At 45.1% G+C, this 12,858-nt stretch carries 9 protein-coding genes; 1 reads left to right on the top strand and 8 read right to left on the bottom strand.

Annotated features, from left to right (window positions below):
* Positions 1 to 193: 193 nt before the first annotated feature.
* From V7L12_RS27580 to V7L12_RS27555, 6 genes are all read right to left on the bottom strand, one after another.
* Entirely contained in the window at positions 194 to 814 is a 621-nt protein-coding gene (locus V7L12_RS27580) for a low-complexity tail membrane protein (RefSeq protein WP_335089204.1), read from the bottom strand.
* A gap of 105 nt (positions 815 to 919) precedes the next feature.
* Positions 920 to 4,084, bottom strand: a complete 3,165-nt coding sequence (gene infB / locus V7L12_RS27575; RefSeq protein WP_335089202.1) for a translation initiation factor IF-2 — start codon at positions 4,082 to 4,084, stop codon at positions 920 to 922.
* A gap of 480 nt (positions 4,085 to 4,564) precedes the next feature.
* Positions 4,565 to 4,834 (bottom strand): YlxR family protein, encoded by a 270-nt coding sequence (locus tag V7L12_RS27570; protein WP_334822236.1) that lies wholly within the window; start codon positions 4,832 to 4,834, stop codon positions 4,565 to 4,567.
* A 148-nt stretch (positions 4,835 to 4,982) separates the two neighbouring features.
* On the bottom strand, positions 4,983 to 6,269 hold the full coding sequence (gene nusA / locus V7L12_RS27565) for a transcription termination factor NusA (RefSeq protein ID WP_334929219.1): 1,287 nt from the start codon (positions 6,267 to 6,269) through the stop codon (positions 4,983 to 4,985).
* A 238-nt stretch (positions 6,270 to 6,507) separates the two neighbouring features.
* Positions 6,508 to 6,969 carry a ribosome maturation factor RimP gene (gene rimP / locus V7L12_RS27560; RefSeq protein ID WP_335089199.1) on the bottom strand — a complete coding sequence of 154 codons (462 nt, stop codon included), beginning with the start codon at positions 6,967 to 6,969 and terminating at the stop codon, positions 6,508 to 6,510.
* A gap of 228 nt (positions 6,970 to 7,197) precedes the next feature.
* Positions 7,198 to 8,646, bottom strand: coding sequence for a hypothetical protein (locus tag V7L12_RS27555; RefSeq protein WP_335089197.1), 1,449 nt, complete (start codon positions 8,644 to 8,646; stop codon positions 7,198 to 7,200).
* 382 nt (positions 8,647 to 9,028) lie between these two features.
* On the opposite strand from V7L12_RS27555, the gene V7L12_RS27550 reads away from it, so the two are divergent.
* Positions 9,029 to 9,730, top strand: a complete 702-nt coding sequence (locus tag V7L12_RS27550) for a peptidoglycan-binding domain-containing protein (protein WP_335089195.1) — start codon at positions 9,029 to 9,031, stop codon at positions 9,728 to 9,730.
* Between the two features lie 31 nt (positions 9,731 to 9,761).
* Here V7L12_RS27550 and V7L12_RS27545 read toward each other — a convergent pair whose 3' ends face one another.
* On the bottom strand, positions 9,762 to 10,655 hold the full coding sequence (locus V7L12_RS27545) for an SDH family Clp fold serine proteinase (protein WP_335089193.1): 894 nt from the start codon (positions 10,653 to 10,655) through the stop codon (positions 9,762 to 9,764).
* Between the two features lie 112 nt (positions 10,656 to 10,767).
* Positions 10,768 to 12,657: a serine/threonine-protein kinase gene (locus V7L12_RS27540; RefSeq protein WP_335089191.1), complete on the bottom strand. Its 1,890-nt coding sequence runs from the start codon at positions 12,655 to 12,657 to the stop codon at positions 10,768 to 10,770.
* Positions 12,658 to 12,858 lie beyond the last annotated feature (201 nt).

The following is a 12,858-nucleotide window of genomic DNA, read 5'->3' as shown; positions in this document are numbered from 1 at the left end:
TTTATTCTTCTCTGCTCCTCGGTCACTGAGCGTAGCCGAAGTGCTGCCCCCTGCCTCCCCTGCTTTTCTCTCTAGCCCTTTAAAGTGAAATACAGCAGAATTCAGGAGTAAAACACGCTTTATACCTGGGTAACAGACTTAGCCCGTGTACCGTTACCAACTTGAAATCCGCTGTCATATACTTTAGGGGCTACTATGAATCTGTATTTATCCTAAACAAGGATTGCAATAATCGGGGCACGATTTGATTAACCCGCACTCCTAAAATGGTGAAATCTTGCTTAATCTTTTCTAAAGATAATGGCTCAATGCCAGCGAATTCTGTCTCATTAATCACCAAAACTCGCATTATACTCACAGGTATTTGTAAAAATAGATTACTGCCCAAAAAGGCTAATCCCGCAAGCACTAGTGCAAGGCTGCGCCATTGTGGGAGGACTTTAGCTGAATTTGCGACTAATGGGGCAATTTGGTAAAGATTCCACAGTATCCAAACCGACAATACTGCTGCCACTAATGCCAGGATACGATTTAATTTTGTATTAATTAAACAGAGAATTTTCCGCTGCCGTTCAGTCAGATTCTCTGGCTTTAGGGCTATTCCTAAGAGAGCAAATATATAAAAGGGGCGACGCAACTGCATCCATAGCAGGGGCAGAACACCAATGGCGGCAACTAAGAATAGCTCCATCCAGACTGGCAAAAATGGCTCGCCTACAGACAAAAACAATAAGCAGAGTACTAAAAAAACAGGCAACGTCGCCAATCCAGCGACGTGAATCCACAAAATAGGTTCAGAGCGAAATGAATGCATATTATAAAAAGTTGTGAGTTAACAGTTAGGAGTTAAGAATTAGCAGCCTTTAACTCCTAACTCCTAATTTATTACTCCTAACTTCTAACCATTTTACCCTCAACACTATCTCGTTAAGGTGAGAGTGCGGCGTTTTGTAACCATCTGATAGGATTCGATGATGTCACCTTCAACCCAATCATTGAATTTATCCATGCCGACACCGCATTCATAACCGGCGTTGACCTCACGAGCATCTTCTTTCATCCGTTTTAAGGAGTCAAGGACGCCTTCAAAGATCACCTTACCACCGCGTCGCACCCTGACTTTACAGTTGCGAACTAGCTTGCCAGATTGAACGTAGCAACCAGCAACCGCACCACGACCGACTGGGAAGACGGCACGGACTTCGGTTTGACCCAAGGGTTCTTCCACCAACTCTGGTTCCAAGAGACCTTCCAAGGCATCTTGGATATCTTCTAGGAGTTTGTAGATGACGTTATATTCCCGGACATCGACACCTGCTTCATCGGCAGCTTGTCTAGCGCCACTGGCAAAGGTGGTGTTAAAGCCGATAATTACAGCGTTACTGGCAGCGGCTAAATCGATATCTGTCTCGGTGATTTCCCCAGCCGTAGCCAACAGCATCCGAATTTGGACTTCGTTTTGCGGGATTTGTTTGAGCGCTCCCACAATGGCTTCCACCGAACCTTGTACGTCTCCTTTCAAGATCAAGTTGAGTTCTTTCAACTCGCCTTCTTGTGCTTGAGCCGACAGGGTTGTGAGGGTAACACGTCCTTGTAATAGGCGGGATAGGCGTTGTCTGTCTGCGCGATCGCTAGCGAGTGCTCTGGCTTCTTTTTCGTTCTGGAAGACCTCGAACTCGTCGCCGGCTGCTGGCACATCACTTAAACCTAGTACCTCGACAGCAAAGGAAGGAGAAGCAATGTCTACTCTCTTAGTTCTGTCATCCACCATCGCCCGGACTTTACCGAAGGCCGAGCCAGCTACCAAAATATCTCCCACATGCAGGGTGCCATTCTGAATTAGCAGGGTAGCAACTGCTCCCTTAGCTTTATCCAGATGTGCTTCAATGACAGTTCCTTTGGCGGTGCGATCTGGGTTGGCAGATAGTTCTGCAACCTCTGCTACTAAGAGAATCATCTCTAAGAGCGTATCCAGATTTTCACCTCTGATGGCGCTCACGGGAACCATGATTGTCTCACCGCCCCAGTCTTCTGATGTCAGACCATACTGGGTCAGTTCTTGTTTAACCCGCTCTGGCTGTGCCCCTTCTTTATCAATTTTGTTGATTGCAACAACAATTGGTACTCCCGCGGCTTGGGCGTGGCTAATGGCTTCAATGGTTTGGGGACGGACACCATCATCAGCAGCCACTACTAAGACGGCAATGTCTGTTACCCGCGCTCCTCGTGCCCGCATAGCTGTAAAGGCTTCGTGACCAGGAGTATCCAGGAAGACTATCTGCTGAGGTTTGCCCTCATGTTCCAAATCTACATGGTAGGCACCAATGTGTTGAGTGATACCGCCAGCTTCGCCAGCAGCCACTTTGGTTTTGCGAATCGAGTCGAGCAGAGTTGTTTTACCGTGGTCTACGTGACCCATAATTGTCACGACTGGCGGACGGCGGTGGAGATATTCTTGGTCTTCTGCACCGACCATTTCCGTAATTTTCCGAGCTTCTGCTTCTCGTTCAGCGGTTTCGACTTCTATTTCTAGTTCTTTTCCTACCAGGGTAATTGTGGGAATATCTAGATTTTGAGTGATACTCACCGCCATACCTTTAAGGAACAGGATTTTGACAATCTCTGTATCGGCAACGGCTAAAACGTCAGACAGTTCTTGCACAGTCAACGGCCCTGTGATCACCACTTTTTCGGGGCGATCGCGCTTTGTCTCGGCTTCTTGGCGACGGTTTTGGTGATGGTCGCGCCCAGAACCAGACTTGGAACCAGACCTGGAACCAGACTTTCTGGCTCTTGCAGTTGGGGCGCTAGCAAGGGTTGCACCTGGCATCTGTACAGGTCGAGTCGCTTTCGGTTTGGGAGGACGAGCGATAGAAAGGCTGACTTGGACTATGGCTGGTGAATCTATATCGTCATCATCCAGCAAATCTTCTTCAAACTCATCATCAAGTATGGGTTTGATTCGCTTGCCTTTGACGCCAGCTTTTGCCTTCTCTTTAACTTCGTCAATTATTTCCTCTTCTACCCACTTTTTGCCGCCTTTGGTCGGTCGAGGCGGACTTGGGCGTTTCAAATCGAGGAGATCAGGTGTGACTGGCTCATCACCCAATCCTTGAGATTTACCCGCTATGCCTGACATCTGTCTGGGTGGAGTAGCGATCGGCATTGCGGCTGCTACTGCTTCACCTGGACGTGCCGGTCTGGGTCTTTGTCCCTCTCCCAGTTGTGATGGTGCAGATGGTCTATTGCCTCTCTGCTCTGGTCTGCTGGGTGAAGGGGTGGGACGACTTGTTCTTTGTGGTGCAGATGGTGCGGACTGGTCTGTTGGCAGTTTAGCGACTCTTGGCTTAATTTGCTCGCGATCGCCTTCCGCGGGTCGTAGCCGTTGGTCGCGTTTGAGGATCGGTTTATCTGCCTGAGATCCTGGCGGCTCATCTACCACTTGTGCTTCTTCTGCCTCAGGTCTGGCTGGAGGAGCAACTAGTTGTGGTTTGATCGGTTTTTCTGATTTCGGTCTGGGCGTAACTATTTTTTCCGGTTTTTGGGATGCTATTTTTTCCGACGCCGGATTTGGATTAGGCGTTTGTTCCAAGTCAGCGATCGGAGGTTGCTCTTGAGTCTCAGATTGAGTCCGGGGCACAGGTCGAGTTGGTGCTGCCGGTTTCAGGGGTGAGACTGGTGTAGCGAAAGGCCGTGGAGGAGAGGGAGGATTAGCTTCAGACAAGGCAGCTTGGGTATTGTTAGCAAGTGACGCCTCTGGGGCGTTGGGAGTAGTATTTCTCAATATTTTGGGTTTGCGTATTTCCAAAATTTGCTGTTTGTGGGGTGCAGCAGGTCGGTTACGTCCGCCGTTGGGTGGTGAATTTGGCTTATGGCTGGTTGTACCTAGTTCCTTTTTGGCTGATACATTCGTAGCTGCAAGCTTTTCTGCTGCCGCCCGGATGTTTTCTGCCTCGGATTCTGAAATCGTGCTGCTATGGCTTTTGACCGCAATATCGAGCTGGTCGCAAATTGCTAGTAGCTCTTTGTTATCCAAATTCAATTCCTTTGATAATTCATAAATTCTAACTTTGCCGTTGTTCATCCACTCTTCCCCTTTAATTTACAGTTTTAGCGGATGGTTGCCTGGGAGTGCGACATCTCCATCCTTGGATTACTGTTTTTAGACTGCCGTTCAGTTTTTGCCGGTGCCTCCAATCAGGAAAGAGAGATGTTTCGGTTTAATAATGGCATCCCCACCAGGAATGATGGTTGAGTGATACCCATAAAAATTTCTTAAATAAAGGATTTTTATAGGAACCCTGGACGCCGAACTGCGCCTGAGCGCTACCAGGTTGCCATTTTGTAGTTTCTTGTTTTGTTGATTCTGAGTCTTCCACAACACAATCGATTACATCTTGTTCTGGGAATGGTGCCTCGCCCCTCGTTATTGGAGAGCCGAATGCCTTTTACACCCATTTACTATTTTGGCACTAACCTTAACGCTCAACAGGGAGTGTGATGAAAGTGCGACTTCGGCTTTCGACCCAATTCCTCTAATGATTACGTCACAAAGTTGTTCCAACTAAATTTGGTTTTGGGTATTACTGCGGGCTAGACGTTGCGACAAGCTTTGGTACAGCGCTTCTGGCACTGATGCATGTAGCGATCGCCCTAGTCGATTTTTTTTTTGAGCCGCTTGTAAGCAACTCGTTTCTGGACAAATATAGGCAGAACGCCCCATGCCCTGATCTAATTGTACCTTTCCCGATGGAAAGACGCGGACAATCCGCCAAAACTCATCTTTTGAGCCTACTTTACGGCAACTAATACAGCGCCGATAATTTGGTTTCATCGGTTCTTTGCGATCTCAGTCCAGGATAATGGAAGTAAAAAGAAGTTTATTATTACTATTTTTTACTTATACCAAGTAGCTTTTGAGAAAATAATCCTTGAGACTGAGACTACAATCTACAGTATCAAAACTTTACAAAATTAATCAATTATTCATCATCGTTATTGTCAAAACTATCTTCCTCTTCTAATTCGTTCTGATTTTCATCCTCGAATTCTTCTTCATATTCAAGATCGTCCTCCTCTGATTCCTCTGATTGATATTTTGTCCTGACGGCTGCAAATTTGGTATCCTCTGCTGCATAGTCATACTTAGCTTTGTCTTTAATGTCTATTTTCCAACCAGTCAGACGGGCTGCCAAACGGACGTTTTGCCCTTCTTTCCCAATGGCCAAACTCAATTGATCTTCAGCTACAAGTACGTGAGTTTGCCGCGATTCTGGGTCCATCAGGCGTACTTCATCTACCCGTGCTGGACTTAAGGCATTAGCAATGTATGTTGCTGGGTCTGGCGACCAGCGAATTACATCTATTTTTTCACCGCGTAATTCGTTGACTACCACTTGAATTCGCGATCCCCTAGCTCCAATACAAGCGCCTACTGGGTCTACATCGCGATCGAGAGTATCTACTGCTATTTTAGTCCGGGGGCCGACATAACGGGAAGGGGGGTTTGCCTCCCTAGCTACTGCAACAATCCGTACCACTTCATCTTCAATTTCTGGGACTTCGTTGGCGAAAAGATAAACTACCAAACCAGCATCAGCACGAGAGACAAGCAACTGTGGCCCTCGTTGCTGACCTTGGGAGACTTTTTTCAGATATACCTTGAAGGTGGCATTTGCCCGATAATTATCGTTGGGCAACTGTTCCCGCTTCGGTAATTCGGCTTCTACTTCTGGCTGACCAAAGCCGCTGCTAACTGCTAGAACCACTGATTGCCGCTCAAACCGCAGGACTCTTGCTTGGAGAACAGTTCCTTCTAAATCTTGGAACTCTTCTTGCACCATCTGGCGCTGTTGATCCCGTAATTTTTGCGCCAATACTTGCTTAGTTTGCATCGCCGCCATCCGACCAAATTCTCCTTGGTCGGGGGTAACATCCAGCACCACAGAGTCCCCTAACTGCGCTTCGGGAGCGACTTGTTGAACTTCGTCTAGGGAAATTTGGTGGTCTGTGTTATCTACTTCTTCAACAATGGTTTTGGTGGAAAGGACGCGAAATCCTTCTTCTTCAATATCTAGTTCTACTTCAAAATTTTCAAAATAATCTTCGTCAAACTGTTTGCGCTCTAAATTTTGGGCGCGGCGATAACGTTCATAACCTTTGAGTAGTGCTTCTCTAATAGCTGATTGAACTGCAAGCCGGGGTAAATTCCGTTCGCGACTTATACTTTCAATTAATTCTTTTAATCCAGGTAAAGTAACCATTGACATAAGCAATCTCCTTTAAAAATTAGGGAGTGGGGAGAGATGCGATTAATCGTGTCTCTACTGAGTGGGGACTAGGGACTAGGGACTGAAAACTACGCACTAGAGCCAGGGATTAGAGAATAGCTTTAAACTAATCTCTAACCTCTAGCCCCTAGCCTCTAACCTTTAGCCCTTAGTTCCTAATCTTTAGCCTTGAGCTAAGGTGCTCTAGTTATCTAACTCCTGAGCCATAGCCCTTTGTTTATCGGCGCTCCTCTAACTGCACCTTAGTAATTAGGGAGCGGGGAATTTCGACTACACGACCTTTTTGATTTAAGTAAAGTGCTGTCTCATCCCGACGAATCAACTGACCAATCCACTCTTGTTGTCCGTCGTAGGGTGGCGTTGTGGAGATAATGACAGGAAATCCTTTAAAGGAAATAAACTCCCTATCTGTTACCAGTTGCCGCGAAATACCAGGACTAGACACTTCCAAGACGTATGTATCTGGAACGATTTCCGCAGCATCTAAGGAGGCTTCTAAAGCACGGCTCATCTTCTCACAATCGTTCAACCCAGTGTCTTGCTCAGGATTGCGAATGTCTACCCGCAACACTGGTGGACTTTGGTTGGTGTGAAAAACCACGCCAACCACTTCCAATCCCAGTTCTTCTGCCACTGGTGTCGCCAAATCAATAATTTGTGGAACTAAAGGATGAGCCATGAGAGAATTCAATAAAAAAAGTGGGCATCGACCCACTTCCTGCGATAGGTATATCTTCCAAGAAGTCTTGTGACGAACCAAATGATGATTCGCCTAATTCGAGTTTAGCGCATTTCTTTTATAGTCGTGCATTGGGCATTGGGCATTGGGGATTGAGCATGGGGCATTGGGCATTGGTTGTTCTTCTTATCCCCTCATCTCCCCTGCTCCCCTGCCCCTCTGCTCTCCCTACCCTTCCCGTATTTTTGGGAGAGTAGCGCCTTTATTCACTACTGCAGGAACTGATACTTGTGTTCTTAACTGCCGCGTTTGCTCGATAATTTGGTCTATGTCTTCTTGGGATAAACGCTGGACGTAGTTGAGTTTGATTTCCTCTAAGAAGTCAAAAAGTAAACTCTGAATTTCTGAGAGTACATGTTTTTCCTTGATTTGAGATCCCAAGACCTTGGTGAAGCTTTCTACTAGTTGACTGGTGAGTTTTGCGCCTACAGGGTCTTCAACAGCGCTAACTAAAGTTTTGTAAAGATTAGTTGTGATTTGAGTCGCCAGTTGTTCGCTTAACTGGGTTTGGGCGTGTCCTACGCCAGGGAGATTCTGGAGGTTGCGGTAGACGGGGACTTGATGGAAGACGGTTTCGATGTTGTGGCGCAGAATGGCAACGATCGCAGGTTGGATATCAGGTAGCACTCGGTAGACAATTGTTTTTACCAAAAGACCTGCGATCGCTTCCACTTCATTCACATTATTAATATCTATGTAGGGACGTAAATTTTCTTTTTGCGAGAGCCAGCTAGTTAATTCACCCCGCTGAATTGAACCCTGAACCTGATTAATCACCCTTACCACGACAATTTCTGTGAGTTCTTCGGCAAAATTGGCGACAATCCCTTGATTAATTTGCTTTCGCACTGGATGCAGATTCAATAACCGTGCTTGATCGAGGCGAATTAATACAGGTATGATTCGCAACCCCCGCCAAAATGGCAGTAGTAAAAATAAATCGTACCAACGCCACAATAGTGCTTCCAACCAGCTAAAACCAGGATGTTGCCGTCTGAGCAAGAAGGTGCGTCCCAGCAATTCTACACCAAATAAAATCACAAATGGTAAATCAATAATCCAGAATTTATCAACAAAATCGCCATTTTCCCCAATTTGGCGGTAGTAGTTACTGGCGATCAAAGGGCGAATGCTCTGGTTAAAAAAATTAATTTCTTCAAGCCAATCATTTTGTGATAAGTGTGGCTGACTCCAAAAAGTAGCGAAGGACTGTTTTGCAGATTCTTTGCGGATGTGCGATCGCATCCTTCTTTTGATTTTTTCCAGAGTCCCACTCTTATTCACTCCTGCAAACGGGTTACTGTCAATCATCTCGCTGCTCAGACCCCTTATTTCCTCTAGCCTGCTATTTACCTGAGACGACTGTAACCCTCTTTGTCTGACTTGTTCTTCTAATGCATCTACTGTTTTCAGATAGTTTTCTGTGTCTCGATGGAGTTCAATACCTTTTATTGGGTCATAAATCTTGGTAATTTGAGGAAGTTTTCGCAAGTAGAAATCTCGCCAGGGTACGTAACTTAAATCAAACAAAACTAAACTTAAATTTACGGTGGCAGCAATTGCCATAAATTTTTCAAACCAAAGATTACGCTGCTTAGAAGATTTTATATTTCTCATTTTCTGTAAAAAAATATACTGTTTTGTCTATTTAAAACATAAGCTCTTTCATTTATTAATTTTCGACCCTTTTAACCAATTACAGCAATTTCCAGTTGAGTAGACCCTAGTAGGAGGGCACAGATGTGCATTTCTAGTGGAATTTAGTGTTAAAAGGGTGTATTCGATTTAAATGACAACCGCTGTATCTCTGCTCATACAAGATACTTCTTTTGATAGATGACACAACTTACCTTTTAGATAACTAGTTAAATTTAACAAAAAAAAATCACAATTTATTCAAAATTCATTAAATAATCGTGAAAAAAGTTATTAAACAAACTTAAAATGCAGCTGTTAACGTTTACGATTCTGCTGATTTAACCCAAAGGAGTTTTTAAGTATGTGGTGTGGGTTTGGAAAATCAAGCGCAACCTTTGCTGTTACTTGCCTGATGACTGCTAGTTTGGTAATTGCAGACACAGGTTTTGCAGCCCCTCAAAAAAGTTATACACCCCAGCAATTCCGTGAGGTATTGCGCGGATTAGGCTATAACGTCAAGGTAACAAATACTGCTTTGACGGACCAGGAAACTAAAAAGGCAATTCGAGAATTTCAGACTGGTTATAAGCTAAAACCAGTTGATGGCATCGCAGGGCCAAAAACCCAAGATTTTGCTGCTAACATTGTTCAAATTCTGCACAGAAATTTGAATGCAGTAGTGAAGCCAAATCCTCCCCTGCCGCGCGATCGTTTTTATGGTTCCCGCACGGAAGAAGTGGTGAAGGAGTATCAGAAGAAATATCAGTTGCAAGAAACTGGAATTGCTAATTTAGCACTCCGCCAAAAGCTGAATGAAGAAACAAAGACAGTCTTCAGTCAGCCAACCGCTAAACCAACAGCGACACCAACAGCTAAACCGACGGCTAAACCAACAGCTAAACCGACAGCGACACCGACAGCAACACCAACAGCGACACCGACAGCAACACCAACAGCGACACCAACAGCGACACCAACAGCAACACCGACAGCAACACCGACAGCAACACCGACAGCAACACCGACAGCAACACCGACAGCAACACCGACAGCTACACCCTAGTCGCCACAAAAAACTCCTACCCCAAAGCCCCTCAAGTCATCTGATTTGGTTCTTCCAAGGGTCTGCCCTTGGGTGTAGGTAGAATTGGACGGCTGTCATTGTAAGGCATAGGAATGTACTGCACGCTGGGTCGTCCTCCTTGTGGCTGTGGGTACAGATCCATGAGATCATAAATAGAATGGGGCAGTCCGACGGTTACGGGCAGCCCCATTTCTGTTGCTTCTTCAATAGTGATGGGATAGTCATGAGTGACACGCCCAGTTGTCAAGGCTTCGATAATCGGTTCGATATTTTCTGGCAGAACTTTTTGTTTAGGTATACTGTCTTTTAGCAAAGTACGTACAAACCGCTGTACCTGCTGAATTGCTTTCCGTGAAAGGTCGGCCATAATTAGGGTTTGGTCATCAATCTCACTGATGGGTTTATCTTCAACCACTTTCAGGATACTGGCTGCGGGGTAATTACCCAGTTGGGGATCAACTGGACCCAAGACAGCGTTAGCATCCATAATAATTTCATCAGAGGCGATCGCAAGCATTGTACCGCCACTCATGGCATAGTGGGGTACAAAGACTGTGACTTTTGCTTGGTGGCGAATTAACGCTCTGGCAATTTGTTCTGTAGCCAAAACCAAACCACCAGGAGTGTGCAAAATTAAGTCAATCGGCACATCTGGGGGTGTGAGGCGAATTGCTCGCAATATTTGTTCTGAGTCTTCAATAGTAATGTAGCGAGATATGGGAATTCCCAAAAAGCTAATGGACTCTTGGCGGTGAATCAGTAAAATCACCCGACTTTTGCGTTCCTGCTGGAATTGTTGTAAAGCACGCAAGCGCCGATATTCTATTTGACGTTTTTGCCAAAGGGGTTGCAAAGAAGTCAGAAGGAGGAAAATCCAGAATAAATCACCAATACCAAAGCCCATATAATTTTTTATTGTTCAAAAATAACGGTTGCCGTCATTATTGTCACAAATTTGGAGCGATCGCAGTTCTATCTGTAGATTTATAGAAAAATTGCAAATTACGAATTATTTACTACCCCCTTCGCCAAATCTTAATAGTGTCGTCATCACTACCGCTAACTAGGGTTTGGCCATCGGGACTAAAGGCAACGCATCTAACATAGTTGGAATGCCCTGTAAGTGTGCTGATTTCTCTACCACTGTGTATGTGCCACAGTTTGATAGTGTTGTCCCAACTGCCACTAGCGAGAAATTGTCCATCCTGGCTAAAGGCGACTGACCAAACTGAATCAGAATGACCAATGAGAGTACGAATTTCTTTGCCTGTATTTACATGCCAGAGTTTAATCGTGTTGTCACCACTGCCACTAGCGATAATTTCCCCATTTTTGCTGAAGGCGATACAGTTAACAAAGAAGGAATGGCCTGTAAGTGTGTAAATATTTCTGCCTGTATTTACATGCCAGAGTTTAATCGTGTTGTCACCACTGCCACTAGCCACTAGCTGTCTCTCCTGGCTATTAGTTACAGGCGTTCTTGGAAAGTAAGCGACTGACGAAACTGGGTCGGAATGACCTGTGAAAGTTTGGATTTCTATGCCTGTGTTTACCTGCCACAGTTTGATTGTGCAGTCAGCACTGCCACTAGCCAGAAACTTGCCATCTGGACTAAAAGTAACGGAATTCACCCAATTAGCATGACCAGTGAGAGTACGAATTTCTTTACCCGTGTTGACATCCCACAATTTGATTGTATTATCCCAACTGCCGCTAGCTAAGATTCCCCGGTTCAGGTCTGCAACTCCTGCAGATTTGCCGGACTCGCCTTGATAAGAAAGGTTTGAAGAGATTGGGCTAAAGGCGACGGAATGAACCATACTAGAATGACTAGAAGACCAACGACCTAGTTGACGCACTAGCTTGCCATTACCCACTTGCCAAAGTTTGATGGTCTTGTCATTACTGCCACTAGCAATAAATTGCCCATTTGGGCTAATGGCGATCGCATGAACCATACTAGAATGACCTTTGAGGGTCAGTACACACTGCCAGTTCTGCCGATCTAATACAACAGGTACAGGTAGTTGCAGTCTAGGCTTTATCACTAAAGTAGATGATATTTTGCTTATATCTTCCCCTGTATCAGGACCCAATAAATCCAACCACTCCTGCACAGACTGGGGACGATACGTTGACTCCAGATCCATGCCGCACATAATAGCCTGATTTACCCTGTTGCTGATGTTGGGATTAAAATATTGTGGTGGTTCTAAATTAATATTGTGACGTCTATCATCTGCACTAGTTGGTACAACTGCGGTAAGCAAATTATACAAAGTAGCGGCTAGGGCGTAAATGTCAATGTATTCTCCTCGCGGCGCTTCTGATTCATACTGTTCAGGTGGGGCAAAACCAGGAGTACGATACACTGTATGCCTTTGGATCATATTAGGAACAAATTCTCTAGCGATGCCAAAGTCTATCAGCACTGCTTCTAATTTATCAATGCGGATCATGATGTTGCGTGGTTTGAGATCCCGATGCAACAGTCCTTTAGAATGGATTAGCGTCAAAGCATCGCCAATTTGCCGGATGTAAAGTACCGCTTCTGCTTCTGATAGCACTCCTATTCGCTTCAAGCGCTGTGCTAAGTCTTCCCCTTCGATGTAATCCATCACCATGCAGGGCAAATTCCCCTCATCGAAGATGGTTTCTATCTGTACTATATGAGGATGGTGGCACACAGCCAGCCGAACTGCTTCATCACGAAAGTCTTGGCGTAACTTGTTTCGGTGGAGTATCCAGGCGGGGTGATTCAGAATTTCTTCTTTGAGGGTTTTAATCACTCGCTGTTGATTTCGTTGATTTCTGGCAAGATAAGTAATGCCAATTCCGCCTTCACCTAGTTGGCTTTCAATAATGTAGCGTCCCCCGAATAAAGACTTTCCTGCATTCCACACCATTAGTAATATTTGACAATTGCTGGTATTTATTTTGGCACGGTATTCAGTTCAGCCAACACGAATTTTTGGGAATTCCATTTGAATTGCTGTTGTAGCTTTTTAGAACTTACTTACTTAGATAACATTTTCATTAACCTCAATAATTACTAATAGTATAAAGTTTGGATATAGCCTCATAGTTTTGGCTAAACCATGCCTTTA

The sequence above is a fragment of the Nostoc sp. genome, assembly GCF_036918245.1.
In the GTDB taxonomy this organism is placed as follows: Bacteria; Cyanobacteriota; Cyanobacteriia; order Cyanobacteriales; family Nostocaceae; genus Nostoc.
Note: the sequence above shows the minus strand (reverse complement) of the source record. Positions and strands in the feature narration are given on the sequence as shown.

Excerpts from the sequence above, each read along its gene's own strand:
- V7L12_RS27580 (WP_335089204.1), bottom strand. The coding sequence starts at position 814 with ATGCATTCATTTCGCTCTGAACCTATTTTGTGGATTCACGTCGCTGGA.
- V7L12_RS27545 (WP_335089193.1), bottom strand. The coding sequence starts at position 10,655 with ATGGGCTTTGGTATTGGTGATTTATTCTGGATTTTCCTCCTTCTGACT.
- V7L12_RS27550 (WP_335089195.1), top strand. The coding sequence starts at position 9,029 with ATGTGGTGTGGGTTTGGAAAATCAAGCGCAACCTTTGCTGTTACTTGC.
- V7L12_RS27570 (WP_334822236.1), bottom strand. The coding sequence starts at position 4,834 with ATGAAACCAAATTATCGGCGCTGTATTAGTTGCCGTAAAGTAGGCTCA.
- infB (WP_335089202.1), bottom strand. The coding sequence starts at position 4,084 with ATGAACAACGGCAAAGTTAGAATTTATGAATTATCAAAGGAATTGAAT.
- V7L12_RS27540 (WP_335089191.1), bottom strand. The coding sequence starts at position 12,657 with ATGGTGTGGAATGCAGGAAAGTCTTTATTCGGGGGACGCTACATTATT.
- rimP (WP_335089199.1), bottom strand. The coding sequence starts at position 6,969 with ATGGCTCATCCTTTAGTTCCACAAATTATTGATTTGGCGACACCAGTG.
- V7L12_RS27555 (WP_335089197.1), bottom strand. The coding sequence starts at position 8,646 with ATGAGAAATATAAAATCTTCTAAGCAGCGTAATCTTTGGTTTGAAAAA.
- nusA (WP_334929219.1), bottom strand. The coding sequence starts at position 6,269 with ATGTCAATGGTTACTTTACCTGGATTAAAAGAATTAATTGAAAGTATA.